Source organism: Chromatiales bacterium (assembly GCA_020445605.1).
Classification (GTDB): Bacteria; Pseudomonadota; Gammaproteobacteria; order JAGRGH01; family JAGRGH01; genus JAGRGH01.
The window spans coordinates 300,118-323,134 of record JAGRGH010000049.1 but is presented as its reverse complement, the minus strand read 5'-3'; the positions used below and the strand labels follow the sequence as shown (position 1 = coordinate 323,134).

At 64.0% G+C, this 23,017-nt stretch carries 17 protein-coding genes and 7 tRNA genes; 20 read left to right on the top strand and 4 right to left on the bottom strand.

The features are described from left to right. Positions 1-227: 227 nt before the first annotated feature. Genes KDG50_11875 through folD form a run of 3 tightly spaced genes read right to left on the bottom strand, consistent with a single transcriptional unit; the run spans position 228 to position 3,599 of the window. The gene (locus KDG50_11875; protein ID MCB1866116.1) at positions 228-1,286 is read right to left on the bottom strand and encodes a succinylglutamate desuccinylase/aspartoacylase family protein; all 1,059 of its coding nucleotides are present in this window, start codon (positions 1,284-1,286) and stop codon (positions 228-230) included. After that, positions 1,283-2,704, bottom strand: a complete 1,422-nt coding sequence (locus KDG50_11870) for a glutamate--cysteine ligase (protein MCB1866115.1) — start codon at positions 2,702-2,704, stop codon at positions 1,283-1,285. Before KDG50_11870 ends, KDG50_11875 begins: the two co-directional genes overlap by 4 nt. Before the next feature lie 34 nt (positions 2,705-2,738). Continuing rightward, positions 2,739-3,599 carry a bifunctional methylenetetrahydrofolate dehydrogenase/methenyltetrahydrofolate cyclohydrolase FolD gene (folD, locus tag KDG50_11865; GenBank protein ID MCB1866114.1) on the bottom strand — a complete coding sequence of 287 codons (861 nt, stop codon included), beginning with the start codon at positions 3,597-3,599 and terminating at the stop codon, positions 2,739-2,741. 137 nt (positions 3,600-3,736) lie between these two features. On the opposite strand from folD, the gene KDG50_11860 reads away from it, so the two are divergent. The 5 genes from KDG50_11860 to KDG50_11840 all read left to right on the top strand — a co-directional run bounded on the left by KDG50_11860 (position 3,737) and on the right by KDG50_11840 (position 4,965). Then, positions 3,737-3,813 (top strand) — tRNA-Pro (locus tag KDG50_11860). An 11-nt stretch (positions 3,814-3,824) separates the two neighbouring features. Beyond that, positions 3,825-3,901 (top strand) — tRNA-Arg (locus KDG50_11855). Between the two features lie 60 nt (positions 3,902-3,961). Further along, positions 3,962-4,037: transfer RNA gene (locus tag KDG50_11850), tRNA-His, on the top strand. Positions 4,038-4,345: 308 nt separating this feature from the next. Beyond that, positions 4,346-4,421 (top strand) — tRNA-Lys (locus KDG50_11845). 247 nt (positions 4,422-4,668) lie between these two features. Next, complete coding sequence (locus tag KDG50_11840) at positions 4,669-4,965, top strand: hypothetical protein (GenBank protein ID MCB1866113.1); 297 nt, start codon at positions 4,669-4,671, stop codon at positions 4,963-4,965. An 83-nt stretch (positions 4,966-5,048) separates the two neighbouring features. Here KDG50_11840 and KDG50_11835 read toward each other — a convergent pair whose 3' ends face one another. Then, positions 5,049-5,924, bottom strand: a complete 876-nt coding sequence (locus tag KDG50_11835) for a CPBP family intramembrane metalloprotease (protein ID MCB1866112.1) — start codon at positions 5,922-5,924, stop codon at positions 5,049-5,051. Between the two features lie 124 nt (positions 5,925-6,048). On the opposite strand from KDG50_11835, the gene KDG50_11830 reads away from it, so the two are divergent. From KDG50_11830 to KDG50_11760, 15 genes are all read left to right on the top strand, one after another. Further along, positions 6,049-6,133 (top strand) — tRNA-Leu (locus KDG50_11830). Between the two features lie 63 nt (positions 6,134-6,196). After that, the gene (locus KDG50_11825; GenBank protein MCB1866111.1) at positions 6,197-7,501 is read left to right on the top strand and encodes a trigger factor; all 1,305 of its coding nucleotides are present in this window, start codon (positions 6,197-6,199) and stop codon (positions 7,499-7,501) included. Further along, positions 7,498-8,142, top strand: a complete 645-nt coding sequence (gene clpP / locus KDG50_11820) for an ATP-dependent Clp endopeptidase proteolytic subunit ClpP (GenBank protein ID MCB1866110.1) — start codon at positions 7,498-7,500, stop codon at positions 8,140-8,142. Before KDG50_11825 ends, clpP begins: the two co-directional genes overlap by 4 nt. A 129-nt stretch (positions 8,143-8,271) precedes the next feature. Further along, positions 8,272-9,546 carry an ATP-dependent Clp protease ATP-binding subunit ClpX gene (gene clpX, locus KDG50_11815; protein MCB1866109.1) on the top strand — a complete coding sequence of 425 codons (1,275 nt, stop codon included), beginning with the start codon at positions 8,272-8,274 and terminating at the stop codon, positions 9,544-9,546. A gap of 127 nt (positions 9,547-9,673) precedes the next feature. Then, complete coding sequence (gene lon / locus KDG50_11810) at positions 9,674-12,112, top strand: endopeptidase La (protein MCB1866108.1); 2,439 nt, start codon at positions 9,674-9,676, stop codon at positions 12,110-12,112. A gap of 293 nt (positions 12,113-12,405) precedes the next feature. Continuing rightward, positions 12,406-12,678 (top strand): HU family DNA-binding protein, encoded by a 273-nt coding sequence (locus tag KDG50_11805; GenBank protein MCB1866107.1) that lies wholly within the window; start codon positions 12,406-12,408, stop codon positions 12,676-12,678. Positions 12,679-12,695: 17 nt separating this feature from the next. Then, positions 12,696-12,771, top strand: a tRNA-Val gene (locus tag KDG50_11800). Positions 12,772-12,818: 47 nt separating this feature from the next. Then, a tRNA-Asp gene (locus KDG50_11795) sits at positions 12,819-12,895 on the top strand. Between the two features lie 61 nt (positions 12,896-12,956). Further along, positions 12,957-14,858 carry a SurA N-terminal domain-containing protein gene (locus tag KDG50_11790; protein MCB1866106.1) on the top strand — a complete coding sequence of 634 codons (1,902 nt, stop codon included), beginning with the start codon at positions 12,957-12,959 and terminating at the stop codon, positions 14,856-14,858. 9 nt (positions 14,859-14,867) lie between these two features. Beyond that, positions 14,868-16,154: a dicarboxylate/amino acid:cation symporter gene (locus tag KDG50_11785; GenBank protein MCB1866105.1), complete on the top strand. Its 1,287-nt coding sequence runs from the start codon at positions 14,868-14,870 to the stop codon at positions 16,152-16,154. Between the two features lie 48 nt (positions 16,155-16,202). Next, positions 16,203-16,487 (top strand): cell division protein FtsB, encoded by a 285-nt coding sequence (gene ftsB, locus KDG50_11780; protein MCB1866104.1) that lies wholly within the window; start codon positions 16,203-16,205, stop codon positions 16,485-16,487. Continuing rightward, the gene (ispD, locus tag KDG50_11775) at positions 16,487-17,191 is read left to right on the top strand and encodes a 2-C-methyl-D-erythritol 4-phosphate cytidylyltransferase (GenBank protein ID MCB1866103.1); all 705 of its coding nucleotides are present in this window, start codon (positions 16,487-16,489) and stop codon (positions 17,189-17,191) included. Before ftsB ends, ispD begins: the two co-directional genes overlap by 1 nt. Then, entirely contained in the window at positions 17,191-17,664 is a 474-nt protein-coding gene (ispF, locus tag KDG50_11770) for a 2-C-methyl-D-erythritol 2,4-cyclodiphosphate synthase (GenBank protein ID MCB1866102.1), read from the top strand. The genes ispD and ispF overlap by 1 nt, the downstream gene beginning before the upstream one ends. Next, a complete protein-coding gene (locus KDG50_11765) occupies positions 17,661-18,518 on the top strand; it encodes a glycosyltransferase family 2 protein (protein MCB1866101.1) in 858 nt (285 codons plus the stop codon). The genes ispF and KDG50_11765 overlap by 4 nt, the downstream gene beginning before the upstream one ends. Further along, positions 18,518-22,987, top strand: a complete 4,470-nt coding sequence (locus KDG50_11760; GenBank protein MCB1866100.1) for a glycosyltransferase — start codon at positions 18,518-18,520, stop codon at positions 22,985-22,987. The genes KDG50_11765 and KDG50_11760 overlap by 1 nt, the downstream gene beginning before the upstream one ends. The last annotated feature ends 30 nt before the right edge of the window (positions 22,988-23,017 follow it).

Sequence of the window (23,017 nt, the reverse complement as noted above, 5' to 3'; positions counted from 1 at the left end):
GATCTGTCATTTCTGAGGGTTACTACGGTTCGAGGGCAAGGCGCGTCGTGAAGGCAATGGTCATTCCATTGGCAAGCGGCGCAACACCGCCCTCGAACCGTAGGGGCCCTCCCTGCGGGCGCGGCTGGGCAGGGCTGACTCAGCGTTGGCGATCCTGTCCATAGCCTGGCTATGGCTGCGAATCGCCGCCTTGATTCAGCCCTGCTCAGTCACGCAGAGACGATAGATCATTGCGGGACAGGACACTCGGCAGGTCCGTGGCGAGCCACGCCTGCGGCGTCGGGCAGTCGCTCCATGAGGTAGCACAGACAGTCCTGACGGACCACGCGGGTATCCAAGGTCAGCATGGACGGCATCAGGTTGCGCCGGGTGACGAGCCGGCACTCGTCCAGGGCGAACAGCTGTGCGGCAACATCGGCGCCGAATTCGTCGCGCACGTCCAGCGGCAGACCTTGGCCGCCGGCTACGCGACCCAGCTCGGTGCCGGCCGGAAGTTCGCGAAAATTCAGCCGGTCGGCATCGGCGGCCAGATTCAGGGTCTGATCGTGGGTGCCGAAGCCGAAGCCCACGCCGTCGGGCACCTTCACGGTCGCGATGGTGTGGAACAGATCGATGTCGTGCGCCGCGACGGGCGAATCCGGCACCTCGGCGAGGCGCAGACAGGACTCCAGATATTCCCGGGCATGGGCGATGCCGGCGGCATCGTCGGGCCGGCCGCATTCGAGTGTGACGGCCGGGGTGAATTCGCCGAACGCCATGGACTGCACGCCACGTGGTCGCAGGAAATACACCACCGTGCGCGAAAACAGCGTCGCGAGTTGCAGGTACCCGGCGCCCGGGTGATTGACGCAGCCGTAGTGCGGGTTGAGGCCCGTGTTGTTGTGGATGTCGACGCTCGCGAACACGCTGCGCGCGCGCATGATCCCGGTGACCTCGGCCAGCATCCGCGCGACCGGATGATCGTGCAGGTCGGTTCCGGGCCAGACGCGGTTGAAATCGGGCTGATCCGGCAGAAAACGCCGGTTCTGCGCGGCGGCCTCCACATTGCCGATGAACAGCGACAGCGCGCGCGGCAGCTCGCGCCCGGCATGGTCGCGCAGCAGGGCCTGCACGGCGTGCCAGCCGGTTGGCTCGTTGCCATGCATCAGGACCGAAACGAACAGTGCCGGTTCGCGCCGGCCCGGCAGGTGGATGAGGGTGGGCGCGCCGAGTTCTCGTGCGAGCGCGCTGGCGGGCCAGTCCAGAAAACCCGCTGGCAGTGCGTCGAGCTGGCGAAAGGGGGTCATACCGGCCACTGATGTACCGGGGTGCCGCGGTCCTGGAGTTCCAGGTATGCGGCCGTGAGTCCCGCAAGGTCCCGACCATGGTGTTCGACCCACGCCCGCTGCCAGGCTGCGCCGTTTTGACCTCGGCGCACGCGCTCGGCGATGACCGCGAGTAGATCGCCCGCCAAGTCGGCATCGACGCCGCCGCGGCGGAGGCCGTCGCGGGCAAGCTTCAGTCCGGCGCCAGCGACAAGATCGTTGAGGTCGTGGCTGCGGCCGTCCAGCCAGCGCACACGGGCGGCCAGGCCCTCGCGTGCAGCGGAGTAGAAGTTCGTGTCCGCCGCCGAGAAGTCCAGGCGCTGCTCCGGCGGGTCCGCGGACTCCGCCAGTGCGATCGCGAGCCCGACGTAAAACGCAGCGTTCGCCATCGCATCCAGCACGGTCGGGCCGGCCGGCAACACCCGGTGCTCGATCCGCACCGAGACCGCGTCATCGGTCAGGCTCACCAGCGGACGGTTCCAGCGCCAGATCGTGCCGTTATGCAGGCGCAGGTGCGCGAGGTCGGTTGGCGGGTGGTCGGCGGCCACCAGCGGCAGCAGCACCGGATAGCGATGCAGGTTGCCGGTGAAGCACTCGGTGATGGAGTCACGGGCGTAATCGATGCCGAAGCTGACGCGTTGTCCCGACTCGGGCGCGCCGACATCCACGGACTGCTCGAACAACGGGATGCGCGTCTCGGCCCAGAGATTGCGGCCGAACAGAAACGGTGAGTTCGCCCCGCAGCCGACGGTCAACGCCGAGGCGATCTTCGACGCGTTGTAGAAGCGCGCCGCATCGCGCGGGTCGACCTCAAGGTGCACCTGGAACGAGGTCGCCGCGGACTCCAGCATCACATCACCGTGATCCAGTTCCAGCCGCTCGACGCCGTCAAGGTCGATGTGGATCGGCCGGCCGCCGCGCAGTGCCATGACCTGATCATTGAGCGCCGCGTAGCGATTTCCGTGGCTCATATTCGCCAGCGTCAGGTCGCCCTCGCGCAGCGTCGGCAGAATCCCGATCATCGCCGCGCGCCGGTCCAGCGAACTGGCCGCGCCGGCGCAGCGCAGCCAGCGCGCGTGCAGATCGGCCTGCAATTGTGCGAAACCGTCGCCGGCCAGCAGGGCAGGGCTGGCATTGAGTTCGAAATCGAAGCGCGACAGCTCCGGCACGACCATGGGGTCGTCGAGCGCGGCGATCAGTCGTTCGTTATCGGGCGCGGGGCCGCCGGAGCGCGGATCGACGAGGCAGGACTCCAGTTCGCAGCCGATGCGATACGGCACGCGATCGCCGGAAAATGCCTCAATCCGTTCCACCACGAGCCGGGTCTCAACGGCGAGCCGCTCGCGGAAACGCGCGAAATCGTCGTCGGTGAAACGGCGTTGATCGATTTCCTGGCCCATTTGGTCCGGCTCCGCGGGGCAGTGAAATGGGGATTCAGTTCGATTCGTCGTGAAGACGGGCAGCGTCGAGCGTGTTTTCGAGCAGGGCGGCGATGGTCATCGGCCCGACGCCACCCGGCACCGGCGTGATCCAGCTTGCGCGCTCGCGCGCCGCGTCGAAGTCGACGTCGCCGACCAGCCGCCCGTCGTCCAGTCGGTTGATGCCGACGTCGATGACGATGGCGCCCGGTGCGATCCAGTCCCCGGGGACCATGCTCGGCCGTCCGGTCGCCACCACCAGCAGATCGGCGGCCCGGGCCTTTTCCGCGAGATTTTTTGTGCGGCTGTGACAGACCGTGATCGTACAGCGGGCGGCGAGGAGTTCGAGCGCCATCGGCCGGCCGACGATGTTCGACTGACCGATGATCACGGCATCCAGGCCCGCCAGATCGCGCCCGGTCGCCTCCAGCAGACGCATGATCCCCTTCGGGGTGCAGGAGCGGTGACGCGGCATGCGCAGCGCGAGACGGCCGACGTTGTACGGGTGAAAGCCGTCCACGTCCTTGCTCGGCCGGATGCGCTCGATGACCTGTTCGGCGTCGATGTGTCCCGGTAGCGGGAGTTGCACCAGGATACCGTCGATTTCAGCTGCGGCATTCAGTGCGTCGATCAGCGTCAGGAGTTCCGCCTGGGTCGTTTCGGCGGGCAGACGGTGTTCCGCCGAGTGAATGCCGGCTTCCTCGCAGGCACGGCGCTTGTTGCGCACGTAGACCTGCGATGCGGGGTCTTCGCCGACCAGGACGACAGCCAGCCCCGGGCGGCGTCGACCCTCGGCCAGGCGCCGGGTCACGGCGGCCGCGACATCGGCGCGAACGCCTGCGGAAATGGACTTGCCGTCGAGAATCTGTGCGGTCACTGGCGGGCTGGCTCCGGAACGGGACGGACGGCGCGTGATCATAACGACCGGGCCGCGAATTGACCACGGTGAAAGCCGCGCCGTATATTTACAAACTTTCGGTCGCGACGCTGGCGCATCCCGATCACCGAGTTCCACGGGGTGTAGCGCAGTCTGGTAGCGCGCCTGCTTTGGGAGCAGGATGTCGGGGGTTCGAATCCCTCCACCCCGACCAGTCGGTCGCCTGCGCCCGTAGCTCAACCGGACAGAGCACCGGCCTTCTAAGCCGGGGGTTGCAGGTTCGAGTCCTGCCGGGCGCGCCACTTTTGCGCCGCCGGGGGCAGGCAGCGGGCGTGCGTTGCAGGTGGCGGACGAAAACGATGGTGGGCGTAGCTCAGTTGGTAGAGCGCAGGATTGTGGCTCCTGTGGTCGTGGGTTCAAGTCCCATCGCTCACCCCAGTTTTTCGGGAAGTTCGGATAGAGACCTCTGGCGTGCCAGAGCGAGACTTCCTTAGGGAGGCTCTGATCAATCCGTCGAAGGATTGCCAGAGCAGCGAAAACGAAAAAGCGTGATTTTTCGTTTTCTCTCATTTTCAACGGCTTGCGGCCGTCGAAAGTGGCGGCACTTCCGTGTGCCGCGGGGAACTCTGAATAAGTCAGAGTTTCCTTGGTGTGAAAGCCTGTGTCACTTTTTGTGGCTGGCTTCATTGCATTATGATGGCGTCTCCAAGCTGCGCGTTTCGCGCGCTGTTCGACGCAGACAGTTTGGGCCGTTAGCTCAGTTGGTAGAGCAGGTGACTCTTAATCACTAGGTCCGGGGTTCGAGTCCCTGACGGCCCACCATTCCTTCCCGGCGAGCCCGGGCCAATCCATCCGGGATTGCGTGTGTAGAGAAAGCGAAAATGCCAATTTTCGTTCTCTCCGACCTGCAATGATTCAGCTCCACATTGAATAAGGATGGCGCGATGCGCGCAGCCGCACCGCGTAATCTTGCGCGTGGTTTTTTTGGCCGCGTTGATTCAGTTTGAGTTCAGCGAGTCGCTCGTAACGTAGACCCCGCAATAGCAGCAATCTGCGAGGAGCTACGACGATGAAAGCAATTCCACTCACCTTCCTCACCCTGGTGCTGGCGGCAGCGGGTGTCACGCCCGCGCTGGCCCATGGGGGCCATGCCGATGGCAAGTCCGCCGTGATCGCCGTGCACTACAAGCATCGCGATCGCGATCACGACGACCGTCACTGGCGCCGCGACGACCGCAAGCACCACGGCCACAATTACCGCCATGACCGCGACCGCAAATGGAGACACCGTTCGCATCACGAGTCACGCCACTACTACATCCCGTGGTTCGTGTTCGATTACGGATATGGTCATCATCGCTGGTGAGAACTGCGCCGGCTGAGCGGACTGGCACAGTCTGACGTCGGCCGGTGTGCGGCTCAGGGACGAGCCGCGATTGCCACGGAGTTTCAGCCCTCAGGCCGTGCCGGGATGCGCTTTCGAACCCGAATCCAGAGCGCCAGGGCCAGCAGGCCGATCCAGACGGCGGCGAACCAGCCGGTCACGCGGTTGTAGGCGTCGACCCAGTGCGCATACTCGCCGGCCCGATCGTGGAAAGTCAGGTCGCGCAGGATGGCGATCACGAACACCCAGCCGGCATGGATGCCGATCGCACGGGCCAAGTTGCCCTCGTGGGCGCGATACGTCGCCAGCAGCACACCGGCGAAGAACAGGGCCACGGCCGAGCCCGGCGCGACCGGGTGCGGGTACGCGAGCAGGAAGGATTCGATCTGCGCCTGCGCATTGGCCCAGATCGAGTTCCCGGAACCGGCGGTCGGGCCAAAGTGGATGAAATGCAGCGCCGAATATAGGGCCGAGGTGACGACGATCGCGACGGCCGTGCCGCTGCGCCGTCCGATCGCCGTCCAGACCGGGCCGCGGAAAAAGGTCTCCTCGATCAGGCCGACCAGGATGCCCGCGATCAGTGCGGTGAAGACTTTCTGCACAAACCGCAGGCCGAAATCCCAATCGGGGTCCAGCGGCCGCACGCCCATGGCGATCAGCACTAGCCCGAGCGGAATGAGCATGACCACCCCCAGCACCCAGCCCTCTACGACCGTGCGCACGAACGGCCGCACGGCCAGGCCATACCCAAACGCCCGTTTGCTGCGCATTCCCAACCAGAATGCGAACGGCACGAACGTGAGCAGGCCGACCAGCTGCGCGGTTTCGTCGGTCCATTTGTGCGGCTGGGCGTCGGGACCGAGCAGCGCGCCGCCCGCAATTGCGAGCACGATGCTGGCGGTCAGGGCGACCGCGATGTAGGCCAGAAATGCGAGGATCACGGTCATTAGGGGGCGGCATGCTAACATCCGGCCCGCGTCGCGGGTGTTTCGGTCCCGACATCGACGGCCCATCCCGGTATAATCAGCGGGTTAGGGCGGCCCGATATCCCGATCGCGCCCATGCGCGAAAGTGGCGGAACTGGTAGACGCGCTGGATTTAGGTTCCAGTGGGGTAACCCGTGAGAGTTCGAGTCTCTCCTTTCGCACCAGCATCGCCGGAAACGCCCGCGCAGCCATGACCCCGACCTTTCCCTGACGAGCGATCACACACTATGCAGGTTTCGGTAGAAAAGACCGGCGAACTGGAACGCCGGCTGTCGTTTACGATTCCATCCGCCGACGTGGATGCGGCCGCCGAGCGCAAGCTCCAGTCGATGTCGCGCACCGCGAACATCAAGGGTTTCCGGCCTGGCAAGGTGCCGGTGTCCGTGCTGCGCAAGCGCTTCGGCGGTGACTTGCGTTCGGAGGCCCTTGGCGAGGCGATCGAATCTTCGTTCCGCGATGCCGTTCGCGAGCAGTCCCTGCGTCCGGTTGGCCAGCCGGTGATCGAAAAGATTGATGAGGGAAATGCCGGCGAAATCGCCGTGACCGCGACGCTCGAAGTGTTTCCGCAGTTCGAACTCGCGGATCTCGCGGCGCAGTCCGTCACCAGGCCGACGGGCACGATAACGGATACCGACGTCGACGGGATGCTGGACGACTTGCGTCGTCAGCGGGTGCACTGGGTTGACGTTGACCGTGCCTCGCGCGACGGGGACCGGCTGACGATCGGCTTCGTCGGCACGCTGGACGGCAAGCCGTTCGACGGCGGAAGCGCAAAAGGTGTCGATCTGGTGCTGGGCAGTGGCCGGATGATCCCCGGTTTCGAGGCGGCGCTGACCGGTGCGGCCACCGGTGAGACCGTGGAGTTTGACGTCAGCTTTCCGGCCGACTACGGCGCCAGTCATCTGGCGGGGAAGCCAGCGCACTTCAGCGTCGACGTCACCGCAGTCGCCGAGCCGTCCTTGCCGGAAGTCGGCGAGGAATTCGTGCGCAGCTTCGGGGTTGAAAGCGGCGATGTCGCGGAATTCCGGCGCGAGGTGCAGAACAACATGCAGCGAGAATTCGACGACAAACTCGGCGCGAAAACCAAGGACCGCGTACTCGAGATGCTGTTGCGCGCGCACGATTTCGAGGTGCCGCGTGCGCTGATCGACGACGAAGTCACGCGCTTGCAATCGCAGGCTGCCGACCAGGTCGCCCGCAGTGGCGGCGCCGCAAAGTCGCTGACGCGCGAGATGTTCGAACAGAACGCGCGCCGCCGAGTGCGACTGGGCGTGTTGCTCAACCGGATTGTCGAGGAGCACTCGATTTCCGTAGACGAGGCGCGTGTCCATCGGCGTGTACATACGATCGCATCCAGCTACGAGAATCCGGAGCAGGTCGAACGCTGGCTGATGAGCGACGAGAACCAGCGCGAGTCGATTCGCGCGGCAGTGCTCGAAGATCAGGTCGTCGACTGGGTGCTCGAGCGTGCCGCCGTTACCGATGAACCCGTGGGGTTCAAGGACGTCATGGGCGCCGGAGGCGGTCGATGAGCCTGTCAGCCGGTGGCGTCGGTGCGCGGGCGCTTGGGCTCGTGCCGATGGTCATTGAGTCCACGGCGCGCGGTGAGCGTGCCTACGACATCTATTCGCGACTGCTCAAGGAACGCGTGATTTTCGTCGTCGGGCCGGTCGAAGACCACATGGCGAACCTGACGGTCGCACAGCTCCTGTTCCTGGAGTCCGAAAACCCGGACAAGGACATCCACCTCTATATCAACTCGCCCGGTGGTTCGGTGACCGCGGGCCTGGCGATCTACGACACCATGCAGTTCATCCGCCCGGCCGTCAGCACGATGTGCATCGGCCAGGCCGCGAGCATGGGCGCGCTGTTGCTCGCCGGCGGCGAGAAGGGCAAGCGCTTTGCGCTGCCGCACTCGCGCATGATGATCCATCAGCCGCTCGGCGGGTTTCAGGGGCAGGCGACGGACATCGACATTCACGCGAGGGAAATCCTGCTGATTCGTGACCGACTGAACCGCATCCTCTCGCGCCACACTGGTCAGTCGATCGAGACGATTGAGCGCGATACCGACCGCGACCGGTTCATGTCCTCGACCGACGCGGTGGACTACGGACTGATCGACTCGGTCTTGGATGCGCGTGCGGCACCGCCGGCGTCAAAACCGGCCTGATCATGGCGCCCGACAACGGGAACGGGTCGGATTTGCGCCGACCAACCGATCGGCTATGATGGGAACAGGGCCTTCGTCGCGCCGTGCGGCGCCATGGCGGATTCTCCTGGCTCGCTGCGGAACCCAGACATGAGAGACGACAAGCAGAACCGAACCGAAGACGGCAAGTTGCTGTACTGCTCGTTCTGCGGGAAGAGCCAGCACGAGGTGCGCAAGCTCATTGCGGGCCCGTCGGTGTTCATCTGTGACGAATGCGTGGAGCTGTGCAACGACATCATCCGCGAGGAGATGCAGGAGCACGCCGGTTCGAGCACGAGTTCCCTGCCAAAACCCCGCGAAATCAAGGATGTACTGAACGAGTACGTGATCGGGCAGGAAGAGGCCAAGAAGGTTCTGTCGGTTGCCGTCTACAACCACTACAAGCGGCTGGAGATGGCCGGCGGTGACGACGAGGTCGAGGTCGCCAAGAGCAACATCCTGCTGATCGGCCCCACGGGCTCCGGCAAGACCCTGCTCGCCGAGACGCTGGCGCGGCTGCTCAACGTGCCGTTCACCATCGCCGATGCCACGACCCTGACCGAGGCAGGCTACGTCGGTGAGGACGTCGAGAACATCATTCAGAAGCTGTTGCAGAAATGCGACTACGATGTAGAGAAGGCGCAGACGGGCATCGTCTACATCGACGAGATCGACAAGATCTCGCGCAAGTCCGACAACCCGTCGATTACCCGCGACGTCTCGGGCGAGGGCGTCCAGCAGGCGCTCCTGAAACTGATCGAGGGCACGATCGCCTCGGTCCCGCCGCAGGGCGGGCGCAAGCACCCGCAGCAGGAATTCCTGCAGGTCGATACGCGCAACATCCTGTTCATCGTCGGTGGCGCGTTCGCGGGCCTCGACAAGGTCATCCGGGATCGCTCCGAGCGTGGCGGCATTGGATTCTCCGCCGAGGTGCGCAGCCCCAGCGACAGCAAGAATGTGGGCGAGGTGCTGCGTCAGGTGGAACCAGAGGACCTGATCCGCTACGGCCTGATCCCCGAGTTCGTTGGTCGCCTGCCGGTCGTCGCAACGCTTGAAGAGCTCGACGAAGAAGCACTGATCCAGATTCTGACCGAGCCCAAGAACGCGCTGGTCAAGCAGTACCAGCGCATGTTCCGCATGGAAGGTTCGGAGCTGGAATTCCGCGATGATGCCCTCAGCTCGATTGCCCGCAAGGCCATGGAGCGAAAGACTGGCGCTCGCGGGCTGCGCACCATCATGGAGCAGATCCTGCTCGACACGATGTACGAGCTTCCCTCAATGGGGAACGTTTCGAAAGTGGTAATCGACGCCGGCGTCATCCGCGGCGATTCCGAGCCCTATCTCATCATTGACGGCAGCGAAAGCCGGCGCGCGGCGACCGAGTGACGCCGACAGCGGGAACAGGGGGCTGCATCCCCTGTTTTCCCTCCGACCTTGAATCGCCCCCAGCGCGGCTCCAGATGACCCCATCGGCGCGGCACCCCGTCGCGCACCTGCTTGTGAGAACGTGAAGATGCCCAGCGTCAAGCTTCCCAGTCCCGAGGTCTCCGACGAGTTGCCGGTCCTGCCGCTGCGCGACGTGGTCGTGTATCCGCACATGGTCATACCGCTGTTCGTCGGGCGCGATCGTTCGATCCGGGCGCTGGACGAGGCGATGCGTTCCAACAAGCAGATTCTGCTGCTCGCGCAGCGCGGCGCCGAAATCGACGACCCGGGCACCGATGATCTGTACAGCATCGGCACCCGTGCCACGGTTCTGCAGCTCCTGAAGCTTCCGGATGGCACCGTGAAGGTGCTCGTGGAAGGGGTCGAGCGCGCTGGTGTGATCGAGTACATCCACGCCGACGATTATTTTTCAGCGCGTGTCGCGGCCATCCAGGACGACGATGCCGAGCAGGGCTCGACAGAGACCGATGCCCTGACCCGTTCGGCATTGGGCGTTTTCGAACAGTATGTGAAGCTGAACAAGAAGGTTCCGCCGGATGTCCTGTCCTCGCTCGCGGGTATCGAAGACCCAAGCCGGCTGGCCGACACCCTGGCCGCGCACATGGCGCTCAAGCTCGACCAGAAGCAGGCCGTTCTCGAAATGCACGGCGTGCGCGCAAGACTCGAGCACCTGATCGGGCTCATGGAGTCGGAAAACGACATCTTCCAGGTCGAGAAGCGCATTCGCGGTCGCGTCAAAAAACAGATGGAGAAAAATCAGCGCGAGTACTATCTGAACGAACAGATGAAGGCCATTCAGAAGGAACTGGGTGACCTCGAAGATGCACCGAACGAGATCGACGATCTGGAAAAGCGCATCGCCGCGGCCGGCATGTCCAAGGAAGCGCTGGGCAAGGCAAACTCCGAGCTGCGCAAGCTCAAGCTGATGTCACCGATGTCGGCGGAGGCCACGGTTGTACGCAACTACATCGACTGGTTGCTGTCGGTGCCGTGGAAGAAGCGTACCCGCGTGAAACTCGATCTCTCCAAGGCCGAGGCGGTGCTCGAAGAAGACCACTATGGTCTGGAAAAGGTCAAGGAACGAATCGTCGAGTATCTCGCCGTACAGCAGCGGGTCAGGAAACTCAAAGGTCCGATTCTCTGCCTGGTCGGCCCCCCCGGGGTGGGCAAGACCTCCCTTGGTCAATCGATTGCACGGGCTACGGGGCGCAGCTATGTGCGCATGGCCCTAGGCGGCGTGCGGGACGAGGCCGAGATTCGCGGCCACCGACGTACCTACATCGGTTCCATGCCGGGCAAGATCATGCAGAACCTGGCCAAAATCGGTACGCGTAACCCGCTGTTCCTGCTCGATGAGATCGACAAGATGTCCATGGATTTCCGTGGGGATCCATCGTCCGCGCTGCTCGAAGTGCTGGACCCAGAGCAGAACCATACCTTCAACGACCATTACCTCGAGGTCGATTTCGACCTGAGCGACGTCATGTTCGTCGCAACGGCGAATACCCTGAACATTCCTGCCCCGCTGCGTGACCGGATGGAGATCATTCACCTTTCGGGATACACCGAGGATGAAAAGGTCAATATTGCGCAGCGTTACCTGTTGCCCAAACAGATGCGCAACAACGGGCTCAAGGATGACGAACTTCACGTGAGTGAGGCGGTAATTCGCGATGTCATCCGGCACTACACGCGCGAGGCCGGTGTCCGTAATCTCGAGCGCGAGCTTTCCAAGATCTGCCGAAAGGTGGTGAAAGAGATCCTGCTCGACTCTCGCAAGACCAAGCGACGCACGGTCTCCGAAAAATCGCTTGAGCAATACCTGGGTGTCAAACGGTTCCGCTACGGACGCGCCGAGGAGCAGGATCGGGTTGGCCAGGTCGTGGGGCTTGCCTGGACTGAGAACGGCGGTGAGCTGCTCAATCTTGAAGCGGCCGTTATGCCTGGGAAGGGCAAGCTCAGCTTCACCGGTTCCTTGGGTGAGGTCATGCAGGAGTCGATTCAGGCGGCCATGACCGTGGTGCGCAGCCGGTCTGCGGCGCTGGGTCTTCGGCCGGATTTTCACCAGGTCAACGATATTCATATCCACGTGCCCGAGGGCGCGACTCCGAAGGATGGGCCGAGCGCTGGCGTCGGCATGTGTACGGCCATGGTTTCGGCGCTGACGGGCATTGCGGTTCGCGCCGACGTGGCGATGACCGGCGAGATCACGTTGCGTGGCGAGGTGCTGCCGATCGGCGGTCTGAAGGAAAAGCTGCTCGCGGCGCATCGCGGTGGCATCAAGATCGTGTTGATCCCGCATGAAAACGAGCGCGACCTGATCGACATTCCGAAAAACGTTCGACAGAACCTGGATATTCGTGCAGTACGCTGGATTGACGATGTGCTTGAGGTGGCGCTGGTTCACGCGCCGACTCCGCTGAGCGAGGGCAAGGACAAGGAAGCAGCGGAATCCTCGGATGGCAAGGGCGAACGCTCCAAGGGGCCGGAACTCACACATCATTAGCAAGCTGTAGAAATGCTCGTTTCAACCGCTGGGTGGTCGCGGGTGTCCGCGCGAGGGCGCCGTATTGGCGCGGAGATCGAAAGGATGCAGTTCGCGGCAGACCATGAAAATCAACCACTTGCGCGAAATCCGTTCCCGTGGGCGATGTCTGCAACACTCGACTCGATGGCGCGCTCGCTTGACCGAGGCGGAGTTCGATTGTTATAAGGTTTTGTTGCCATGCTTGGTTGTCTGACGCCGCACCGGGCTATCTACGTATCCACACTATTCCAATCCCAAGGGAGTTCTCGAAGATGAACAAGACCGAACTGATCGATCGCGTTGCAGCCGTCGCCGACCTGAGCAAGGCAGAGGCGACGCGGGCGGTGGATGCGCTCGTCGAAGTGGTCACCGATGCGATGCGCGGTGGCGACAGCGTGAATCTGGTGGGCTTCGGCAGCTTCGTGGTGCGCGAGCGCGCCGCGCGTTCGGGCCGCAATCCGCGCACCGGCGAGATGATTGAAATCGCCGCCTCGAAAGTGCCGGCATTCAAGGCTGGAAAGGCCCTGAAGGATGCCGTAAACTAACGCGCTTTCCTCGGTCCGGGTGCTTAGCTCAGCTGGGAGAGCATCGCCCTTACAAGGCGAGGGTCGGGGGTTCGAACCCCTCAGCACCCACCAGCATCCGGGCCAAAAAAAGCTGCGGCGCAGTTCCCGCGCCAAACGCCGGAGTGGTAGTTCAGTTGGTTAGAATACCGGCCTGTCACGCCGGGGGTCGCGGGTTCGAGTCCCGTCCACTCCGCCAACTTCCAAATCAGCGGCCCGCGTTCGCACGCGGTCCGCATCTCGTTTCGGTTTACGCATAAATGCTGCAAGCGATTCGTGATCGCGCGCAGGGCTGGATCGCCTGGACCATCGTGGTCCTGATTTCGATTCCGTTTGCCCTCTGGGGAATTCAACAATACATCGGCGGTGGCAGTCAGGCGCCGGTCGCCACTGTCAACGGCGAGGACATCGACGACGGCCAGGTGCAGCGCGCATTCACCGTCGCCCGTCAGGAGCTCGCACGGCTCGCGGGTCCGGGTTTCGACCCGACATCAATCGCGGATCGCGAGCTGCGCGCCCAGGTGGTCGATGGACTGATCGATCAGGAACTCGTTCGCCAGAAGGCCGGTGAACTCGGGCTGGGTGCCGGCAGCGGCGCAATTCAGCAGTACATCCAAGAACTGCCCGAGCTTCAGGTCGGTGGCCAGTTCGACTATGACCGCTATCAGCAGGCGCTTCGCAGCCAGGGGCTGAGTCCCGACGGATTTGCGCTGCAAGTTCGTGACGATCTCGTCCATCAGCAACTTGCGCGCGGCATCGCCGGTACTGACTTCTTGACCCCAGGCGAGCAGCGTGCGGTGGCGCGGCTGACGGGCCAGACGCGATCGGGCCACTTTTTTCGTGTCAGCAAATCCACGGCGGCCGTGGGCGAGGCCGGCGACGGCGATGTGATCGCCTACTATGAGGCGAACCGCGAACGCTGGCGGCAAGCCGAGCGGGTCAAGCTCGCTTACGTCGAACTGCAAATCGATGACATCGCGTCGACCATCAAGGTCGACGACGGAGAACTGCAACGCCACTACGAGAGCGCGAAATCGAGCTTTACCCAGCCCGAGCAGCGGCGTGCACGGCATATCCTGATTCGCCTTGACGCGAATGCGGACGAGACGGCCCGTACGGCTGCCAGTGACCGGATCGAGGCGGCGCGCAAGCGCATCGCGGAAGGCGAATCGTTCGACGACGTCGCGCGAGAGGTTTCAGACGACAAGGGTTCGGCACCCGCCGGTGGCGATCTGGGTAGTTTCCGCCGCGGGGTCATGGCGCCGGCGTTCGACGATGCGGTGTTTGGGATGCAGACTGGCGAGCTGCGTGGTCCCATCGAGACGCGTTTTGGCCTGCATCTTATTCGACTCGATTCCGTCGAGCCGGAGCGTGTGCGTGCCCTGAACGAGATTCGCGATCAGCTGCGAACACTGGTTGCGCGCGAAAAGGCCGAAAAGATCTATTTCGAACAGGCCGAGCGCCTGGCCCAGCTGGCGTACGAGCAGCCCGATTCGCTCGAACCCGCCGCGGAGGAACTCGGTCTGACACGGCATACAACCGACTGGGTGACGCGAGAAACGCGCGACGGGATTCTCGCCTCGCCGCGAGTATCCAATGCAGCCTTCAGCGATGAAGTGCTGGGCGCCCGTCACAACTCTGATCCCGTCGAGGTTGCCCCTGAGCATCTGGTGGTGTTGCGGGTCACCGATCACCAGGACAGCCGGATACCTCTGCTTGACGAGGTTCGCGCGCAGGTCGTGCAGGCCTTGCGTGCTGACCGTGCCGCCGATCTGGTGGCGGCACGGGCCGACGAACTTGCGAACCGCGCCCGAAATGGCGCTGCGTTTGCCGAACTGGCAGTCGCGGCCGGCGGCTCGGCGGAAAAGCTCGATGCCGTCGCACGGCACGACACGAACCATCCGCCGGAACTGATTGCGACACTGTTCGGTCTCGCGAAACCCGCCGCAGGTGGGTCCAGTGTCGGCACGGTACAGTTTGCGAACGGTGACAGCGGGGTTGTGTCGCTGGAGAGCGTGCGGGACGGCGAGACACCCGGGACGGCGGCCGACACGGTCGAGTACCGCCGCGCGATGGGCCGCGCGCAGCTGACGGCCTATCTGCGTACGTTACGTTCAGTCGCGGAGATTGAACGGTTCGACTCCAAGGGCGATTCGGAATAATCCGGGTCGATGCTGAAGCTCAAACTCCACTGGCAGATCCTGATTGCGCTGGTTCTGGCCGCGGCGGCCGGCGCCATTCATGAGAGCCTGCCGGTCGGGCTCGCGCATTTTCTGCTCGATACCTATGAGTTCGTCGGCAAGCTTTTCCTGAATGCGCTGAAGATGCTGATCGTCCCACTGATCGTCTCGTCGATGATCGTGGGCGTGGGCAACCTGGGTGGCGAGGGCGGGTTCGGGCGACTCGGCGCCCGAACCATCGTCTACTACCTCAGCACCAGTCTGATCGCAATCCTGATCGGGCTTGTGATGGTCAACGTGATGCAGCCCGGCATCGACGCCGATGGTCCGGTCCGCGACAAGGTCGGGTTTTCGGCCGAAACCGCGTCGGTCACGGCAAAGGTGCAGGATCGCGGCGCGGGAGACGTTGTCGAAGTCTTCATCCGCATGATTCCGACCAACGTCGTGGCCGCCGCCGCCGACGGTCAGATGCTCGGGCTCATCTTCTTCAGCCTGCTGTTCGGTTACTTCATGGTGCGGATCGCCGATGGTCCGGCGAAAACCCTGCTCGGCTTCTGGACCGGCGTGTTCGAGGTCATGATGCGGATCACCGAACTGGTGATGCGCTTCGCGCCGCTGGGCGTGTTCGCGCTGGTCGCGAAGGTGATTTCAACCACCGGTTTTGCCGCGCTTTTGCCGCTGCTGTCGTTTGCGCTGACGGTGCTCATCGCACTGGGTCTGCACATCGGCGTGGCCCTGCCGCTGATACTGCGAATGGTCGGCGGCGTTTCGCCGATTCGCATGTACCGGGCGATGAGTCCCGCGCTGTTGACGGCATTCTCAACCGCATCTTCGTCCGCGACCCTGCCGGTCACCATGGATTGCGTGCAGGCGAATGCCGGCGTGTCCAATCGGACTGCGAGCTTTGTACTGCCACTGGGTGCAACGGTCAACATGGACGGCACGGCCCTGTATGAGTGCGTCGCTGCGATCTTCATTGCCCAGGCCTACGGACTCGATCTGTCACTCGCGCAGCAGTTCACGATTGTGTGGGTCGCGCTGGTGACCTCGATCGGTGTCGCGGGTATTCCGGCCGCAAGCCTGGTTGCGATCACCATCATCCTTGGCATCATCGGCCTGCCGCTGGAAGCCATCGGGTTGATTCTGGCGGTCGATCGCGTGCTCGATATGTGTCGCACCAGTGTCAACGTGTTCAGCGACAGCTGCGGTTCGGTTGTGATCGCGCGCCTGGAGGGGGAGCGGCCGTTGGCGTCGGAACCTTCTTCGGGCCGCGTCTGAGTGTCGCAGCGGCGCATTACCCACGATTTCCGGGCGCTGGCGTGAGACATGCGCTGGATCCTTCTCGCACTGATTTTTCTGCTGGTGGTCGTGCACTACCACCTCTGGTTTGGTGACGGCGGTCTGATCGAACTACGCAGACTGGCGACGCAGGCCGAGGTCGAGATCGCCGAGAACGTGCGTCTGCGCGAACGCAATCTGGTTCTGGAGCGCGAAGTCGAGGCCCTGCGCACCGACAACGAGGCCCTTGAGGAGCGGGCGCGTAACGAACTCGGGCTCGTGCGTCCCGGTGAAACCTTCTACCAGATCGTAGAACCTCGGGCGAACCGGTAATGGGCTCTCCAGGCGACCGACTCTGGGCAGTCGTGCCAGCCGCCGGCACGGGGCGCCGCATGGGCGTTGAGACGCCGAAACAGTATCTTCCGCTTGCCGGCGCAACCGTACTCGACATTAGCTTGCGGGCGCTGCTGCAAGCACCGGCGGTCGTAGGCGTGGTCGTAGCGCTGCGTGCCGACGACATGCACTGGAAGCAGTCTCAATTCCATGCGGATGCGCGGGTCACGGCGGTTGCCGGCGGCGTCGAGCGTGTCGACTCGGTGCTCGCAGCACTGCATACGCTTCGCGGTCGGGTCAGCGATGACGACTGGATCGCCGTCCACGACGCCGCGCGTCCCTGCCTGGGCATTTCCGATATAGATCGGGTGTTTGATGCGGCAAGGCAGAATGGCCAGGCGGCCCTGCTTGGGGTGCCAGTTGCCGACACCATCAAGCGCGTCGCGAACGGCGTCGTCGTTCAGACCGTGGATCGGGCGGATCTTTGGCAGGCCTATACACCGCAGGTTTCTCGCTATCGACTGCTGGTCGATGCAATCGAGTCGGCGCTTGACCGTGGATTGCGCATCACCGACGAAGCCTCGGCGCTCGAGGCCCATGGCGTCCGGCCGGCAATCGTTGAAGGGCGGATCGAGAACATCAAGATCACGCGTGCGGGCGATCTCGAACGCGCCGAACAGTTCCTTTCGCGGGAGATCAGCTGATGCGAATCGGGCAGGGCATTGACGTGCATCGGTTCGGACCGGGCGACCATGTGGTGCTGGGCGGAACGCGCATTCCACACTCTCACGGTCTGGTCGCGCATTCCGATGGCGATGTGGTCCTGCATGCGCTTTGCGATGCGTTGCTGGGTGCGGGGGCACTCGGCGATATCGGCCGGCAGTTTCCGGATACCGATCAGCGCTATCGCGGCATCGATTCACGCGAACTCTTGCGCAGCGTGGTTGCAAGGGTGGCGAAGGTCGGTTATCGCGTTGTGAACGCGGACCTGACCGTCGTCGCGCAGGCGCCACGCCTCGCCGCGCATGTGGATGCAATGCGCGCGAACATCGCGAGCGACCTGCAGATCGGCGTCGATGCCGTTGGATTGAAGGCGACGACCAGCGAAGGGCTTGGCTTCACCGGACGCGGGGAGGGCATTGCGGCGTTTGCCGTCGTGCTGATTGAGTCGATATGAACCTCGTGTCTCCCGGCGGCCTGGTGGTCGCGATCCCGATCCATGGCGCGGCGCAGCTGGTCGAGCGCTGCGTGGAAAGCGTGGTCGCGAGCATGGCGATCAACCCGCCATTCACGCTTGAACTGCGCGATGACGCGAGCCCGGATGCGGAGATCGGCGCGCTGCTCGATCGTTACACGCAGACTCCCGGGGTGCGGATTGTTCGCCAGCCCGAGAATCTCGGATTCACCCGGACGGCCAACGCCGCGATGGATGCTGCCTGGCGTGATGACGTCATTCTGTTGAACAGCGACACAGTAGTTGCGAACGACTGGGTCGCGCGACTGCGAAACGCCGCGCATAGCGCGCCCGATATCGCGAGCGTCACGCCGTTTTCAAACAACGCGACGATTGCGAGTTTTCCGGAGTTCCTCATCGACAATGCCCTGGCGCCGGGGCAGAGCGTGGCGCAGCTCGATCGTGCTTTCTCCAGCGTGAATAGCGGCCAGACGATTGATATCCCGACGGCGGTGGGATTCTGCATGTACATCCGCCGCGATGCGATCGACCGGGTCGGCCTGTTCGATGCCGTAAGTTATCCGCGCGGCTACGGCGAGGAGAACGACTGGTGCATGCGTGCGCTGGCGGCCGGGCTGCGCAATGTGCTCGCCACGGATGTCTATGTCTTTCACAAGGGTGGCAGCAGTTTCGGCGAGTCGCGCCGTGAGTTGATGCAGGCCGGTGATCGAGTCCTCAGTGCCGCGCATCCACACTATGGGAAGCTGGTTCGGGCGTTCATCGATGCGGACCCGCCACGTCCGTTTCGGGAACGTGCGCTGGCCTGGTTGAACATCCACCAGGCGTCCGCCCGCTGATGGCCGGTCGGATGGTCGACGCACCCGGTCGGCTGATTGCAGTCATGCATTCGCCTGCGAGTGCGCCGGATCCGGATTGGCTCGCAGGGCTGGACGGACAGGGCACAATCGCATTGCTGGGTGTCGAATCCGACGCGGGAGCGCGCCCGGAGGACGGCAGACTCGATGCGGTGCACATGCCCTGGAATGAACTGCGCGATCGAGCGGGCTTAGCCAACGCGAGATTCGTGGTGCTGCTTGCACCGCAGGCCGCGATCGCGCCGCTCGGCTTCGCACGGCTCGAACACGCATTCAGCGCCGATTCGAAACTGGTCGCGGTCGCGCCGTTGAGCGGCGCCGGCGTGCACGCCGCGCCGCTTCCAGCGGATTCTGCGCACGACCAGCGCGCCTCCGACCCACTGGATGCGCAGGTCTTTTGCGCATCCCGTCGTCTGGTCATCGAAACCCGCGAGCCCGTCGGTCCGTGTCTTTGTCTCCAGGTGGACGCATTGCCGCACGGGGATTCGTTCGGCTGCACGCTTGCGGATCTGCTCGCAGCGCTGCGGGACGGCGGTGCACGCATCGGTCTTTGCGACCATGTCTTCGTAGGGCACCCCGCGCTGCCGGTGGCGCGCGCGGCGCAGGACGATCCGCATGCCCTCGCACGCGGCGATGCGCTCGACGAGTTGCGCGTCGCGTTGCGCGATGCACACAGCAGGATCGCCGGATATCCGGGTGCGGATCGCAAACCCGTGGTGTTGCATGTCACGCACAGCTGGGGCGGCGGTATTGCGCGCTTCGTACACGACTTCATCGCCGCCGATGCGGCGCGCCATCATCTGCAGCTGCGTTCCGAAGGGCAATGGAAGCGTTGTGAGCATGGACAGTCGCTGGCCCTGTACTACGGCAATGAACGCGACCCACTGCGACGATGGGTGCTGGATGCGCCGAACGGTGATATTGAAACGAACAGTTTGGACTATGACAACGTTCTCGACAGCGTGCTGAGCGACTACGGGGTGGACGCCGTGCTCGTGTCCTCGTTGATCGGCCACACGATCACAGCGTTGGAAACAGGTCGCCCCACGGTGTTCGTCTTCCACGACATGGTGATGTTCGCAGCGCGGCTGACGCCGGGTCAGGATCCCCTGGCCGGGCATGTGCATCGGTTGGACGCAAACCCGTACGCGAGCGTGTTCGCCGATCTCGGACCGCAACGCTGGGCGCGGCGGATGCAGCGTTTCGTCGCGGCGGTGGAAACCCGGCAAGTCGCACTGATTGCGCCCTCTGGGGCGGCGGCGCGACTCGTGGGCGAGCTGTCGGACGGGCGCCTGCCGCCAGCTACGGTGATCGAGCACGGGCTCGAACCGGTGGGCGAATCTGCCGCGGATGACGCCGAGCTCCAGCGAGTTTCCCGAACGGGCAAACCGCTGTTGCTGGTGCCCGGACGCATGTCTCCGGAGAAGGGGCGCCTGCTGATCGTGCGTAACCTGGACGCGCTGCTCGGCGCCTGGGACATCGTGCTGCTGGGGGCGGGCGTTGGCGGGGATCAGGTCCCGATGTGCACGGGTCTGACGATGATCGAAAACTACGAGCCGGCGCAGCTCGCGAGTTACGTCAACGCGCTGCAACCTTCGCTTGCGTGGATTCCATCGCAGATCGCCGAAACGTTTTCCTATATCGCGCTCGAACTGCAAGAGCTGGCTATTCCGCTGGTCGCGACCGCGATCGGCGCGCTTGGTGAGCGCATCGAGCGGGGTGGCGGCGCATTGCTGCCTGACGACGAACGCGAAGCGATCGCCGAACTCGTCGCGCTGGCTGCAGACCCCGGGCGTCTCGCTGCGGCCCGTACCCGGTCTGTCGGTGAGCGTGATGCAGAGGCGATGGTTGCAGACTATGCCGCCCTGCTCGGGCCTGTCGAGGTCAGCGAGCTACGTTATCGGCCCCGCATGCCGGACGCCGAACAGTCGTTCTGGAACGCCGTCACGGAGCGCCGCGCACGCGCGTTCGAGCACCTGGAAATTCACGCGTCGGTCGTCGAGCGCGAACTGGAGAACACTCGCGGTCACTTCCGGCGGGCCACGGATCAGTTGCAGCGCGAGCGTGATGAACACCAGGGACATCTGAATGCGATCAATCAGGATCGTCAGATCGAGCATGCGCATTTCGTGCAGGAACGCGCGCGGGTCATGGCGGATCAGGAGAGACTGCTCGATCGGCTCAAGGCGCACGATGAACTGGTGGAACGTCACGGGCGGCTCCTGGAGCAACTGCGTGCGCACGACGCGCTCGTTGAACGTCACGACAAGTTGCTGGGCCGGCACAACCAGCTTCTGGAGCGTCATGAACAGCTTGACGCCACCCTGCGCGAAGTCAGTGCGGTCCGCGACAAGCTGGTCGACTACTCCGAAACCCTCAAGGATCAGCTTCGCGATACGCGCGAACGGCTGGAAACGAGCGAAAGATCGCGGCTTGCGCTGGAATCCGAGCACAGCCTGACACAGCAGCGCCTGAACCTGATCGAGAACAGTCGCTCCTGGCGCATCACCAGACCCCTGCGCTCGGCGACGGAGTACGCCCGGCGTATTCGCTCCCGGTTGCGCCCGGGTGCTGTGCAACCGGAATCTGGCGAACCTGCACAGCCGGTGGCCACGCCGATCAGGCTGGATACGAGCGAGAAACCCCGCATTTCGCTGATTGTCCTGGCCAGTCGTTCCCGCGTCCCGGTTCGTTCGTCGCTCAATGCGCTTGCCAGCCACAGGCCGGAGGTTGCCCATGAAGTCCTCGTCGCGGGCGCCGACGCCGAGGCGTTGAATGATGTGGAAGGGGTTCGTGCGATTGATGCAGCAGCGGGCGCGGAAGTCCCGCGTCTGCTCGCAGCCGCCGTGGCTGACGCGCGGGCGGAAAAGCTGATTTTCATCGATGCCGGCTGCGTCCCGGGGGCAGGTGCCGTCGATCTGTTGTACGCGGCCGCTGTCGCGGATTCGACGGCGATTGTTGGTGGTTCCCTGGCCGACGTCCACGGACAGTTGGTCGCTGCGGGGTTGAGAGTCCTGGAGAATGGCGGTGTCAAGCCGCGTGGTGCCGGCGAGCGCGCGGATGCCGCCCGCTTTGGATTTTTTACCGAAGTGGATGCGCTGGGGCCCGGGGCAATCGCAATGACGCGCGCGACCTTCGAGGCGCTCGGTGGGGTCTCCGCTGCCGCGGATTCGTTCGAATCCGCGGCGTATGAACTCAGCGTGAGCGCGCGACTGGCCGGGCGCAGGGTTTTCGTGCAGCCGCGTGCGTTATTCCAGTCAAGCACCGCAGGTTCAGCGCTGGAACGCCTGCGCTCGGCAAGGGCGGCCTCCGAAAGTTCGAACATCGACTGGCCCAGCCGCCGCGAGCGGCCGACGCTCGTGCTCATCGACGCGATCATGCCCACACCCGATCAGGATTCGGGTTCTTTGCGTATCGTCAGGCTCATGCAGGCCGTGCAGTCGCTTGGCATGCATGTGGTGTTCTTTCCGGCAAACGGTTCGTGTCACGGCGATTACGGCGATCAGCTGCGCGATCTTGGTATCGAGGTCTATTGCAACTGGCAGCCGCGTGCCGAAGCGTGGTTTCGCAATCACGGCGCAGGTGTGGCGGCCGTGCTGGTCAGCCGCCATCACATCGCCGGTCGGTATGCCGATTTGATCCGACGTCACGCGCCGCAGGCCCGGTTCATCTTCGACACCGTGGATCTGCACTATCTGCGCGAGCAGCGCGAGGCCGAGTTGCGCAACGACGATCAGCGCCGTGCCGATGCCGCGCGGACCCGTCAGCAGGAGATTGGCGTGATGAAGTCCGCGGATGTGACGCTGGTCGTGAGCCCGGTCGAGCGGGAACTGCTGCTGCGAGAGAACCCCGGGCTCGTGGTGGAGGTGGTCTCCAACATCCATGAACCGGAACCGGAGTCGAGTCGCGCCGATTTTGGTCAGCGCTCGGGTGTTCTGTTCGTAGGCGGGTTCCGGCACCCGCCGAACGTGGATGCGGCCCAGTGGCTGGTCTGGGACATCTGGCCACGCGTCCGTCGACAGCTTCCCGATGCCGAACTCATGCTGGTCGGCAGCAACATCACCGAAGAGGTCCGCGCGCTGTCTGGCGACGGGGTCACGGTGATGGGTTTCGTTCCGGATCTCGACGCACTGCTGCGTCGCGTGCGTCTGACGGTGGCACCGCTGCGCTTTGGCGCCGGCGTCAAGGGCAAGATCAATTCGTCGATGAGCTTTGGTGTGCCGGCCGTGGCAACGGCGGTTGCGGTGGAGGGTATGGGGCTGGTCGATGGCGAGGACGTGCTCGTCGCTGACGATGCAGTCACATTCGCCGACCAGATCGTCCGCGCCTATACGGATTCCGCGCTCTGGCGGCGTCTGGCAGCAGGCGGTGTGCGCAACATCGAAGAGAACTTTTCCACCGCGCGCGCGAGAGAGACGCTGGCGCGAATTCTGGATCGCCCTGCGGACTGAGCCGCCGGATCGGTCCGCTACCGCGGGTGG

What these genes read in the sequence shown, in the direction of transcription:
- ftsB (MCB1866104.1), top strand. Translation starts at nt 16,203, where the DNA reads ATGCGCTGGATCCTTCTCGCACTGATTTTTCTGCTGGTGGTCGTGCAC.
- clpX (MCB1866109.1), top strand. Translation starts at nt 8,272, where the DNA reads ATGAGAGACGACAAGCAGAACCGAACCGAAGACGGCAAGTTGCTGTAC.
- KDG50_11870 (MCB1866115.1), bottom strand. Translation starts at nt 2,704, where the DNA reads ATGGGCCAGGAAATCGATCAACGCCGTTTCACCGACGACGATTTCGCG.
- ispD (MCB1866103.1), top strand. Translation starts at nt 16,487, where the DNA reads ATGGGCTCTCCAGGCGACCGACTCTGGGCAGTCGTGCCAGCCGCCGGC.
- KDG50_11790 (MCB1866106.1), top strand. Translation starts at nt 12,957, where the DNA reads ATGCTGCAAGCGATTCGTGATCGCGCGCAGGGCTGGATCGCCTGGACC.
- ispF (MCB1866102.1), top strand. Translation starts at nt 17,191, where the DNA reads ATGCGAATCGGGCAGGGCATTGACGTGCATCGGTTCGGACCGGGCGAC.
- KDG50_11875 (MCB1866116.1), bottom strand. Translation starts at nt 1,286, where the DNA reads ATGACCCCCTTTCGCCAGCTCGACGCACTGCCAGCGGGTTTTCTGGAC.
- lon (MCB1866108.1), top strand. Translation starts at nt 9,674, where the DNA reads ATGCCCAGCGTCAAGCTTCCCAGTCCCGAGGTCTCCGACGAGTTGCCG.
- KDG50_11805 (MCB1866107.1), top strand. Translation starts at nt 12,406, where the DNA reads ATGAACAAGACCGAACTGATCGATCGCGTTGCAGCCGTCGCCGACCTG.
- clpP (MCB1866110.1), top strand. Translation starts at nt 7,498, where the DNA reads ATGAGCCTGTCAGCCGGTGGCGTCGGTGCGCGGGCGCTTGGGCTCGTG.
- KDG50_11765 (MCB1866101.1), top strand. Translation starts at nt 17,661, where the DNA reads ATGAACCTCGTGTCTCCCGGCGGCCTGGTGGTCGCGATCCCGATCCAT.
- KDG50_11785 (MCB1866105.1), top strand. Translation starts at nt 14,868, where the DNA reads ATGCTGAAGCTCAAACTCCACTGGCAGATCCTGATTGCGCTGGTTCTG.
- KDG50_11840 (MCB1866113.1), top strand. Translation starts at nt 4,669, where the DNA reads ATGAAAGCAATTCCACTCACCTTCCTCACCCTGGTGCTGGCGGCAGCG.
- KDG50_11760 (MCB1866100.1), top strand. Translation starts at nt 18,518, where the DNA reads ATGGCCGGTCGGATGGTCGACGCACCCGGTCGGCTGATTGCAGTCATG.
- KDG50_11825 (MCB1866111.1), top strand. Translation starts at nt 6,197, where the DNA reads ATGCAGGTTTCGGTAGAAAAGACCGGCGAACTGGAACGCCGGCTGTCG.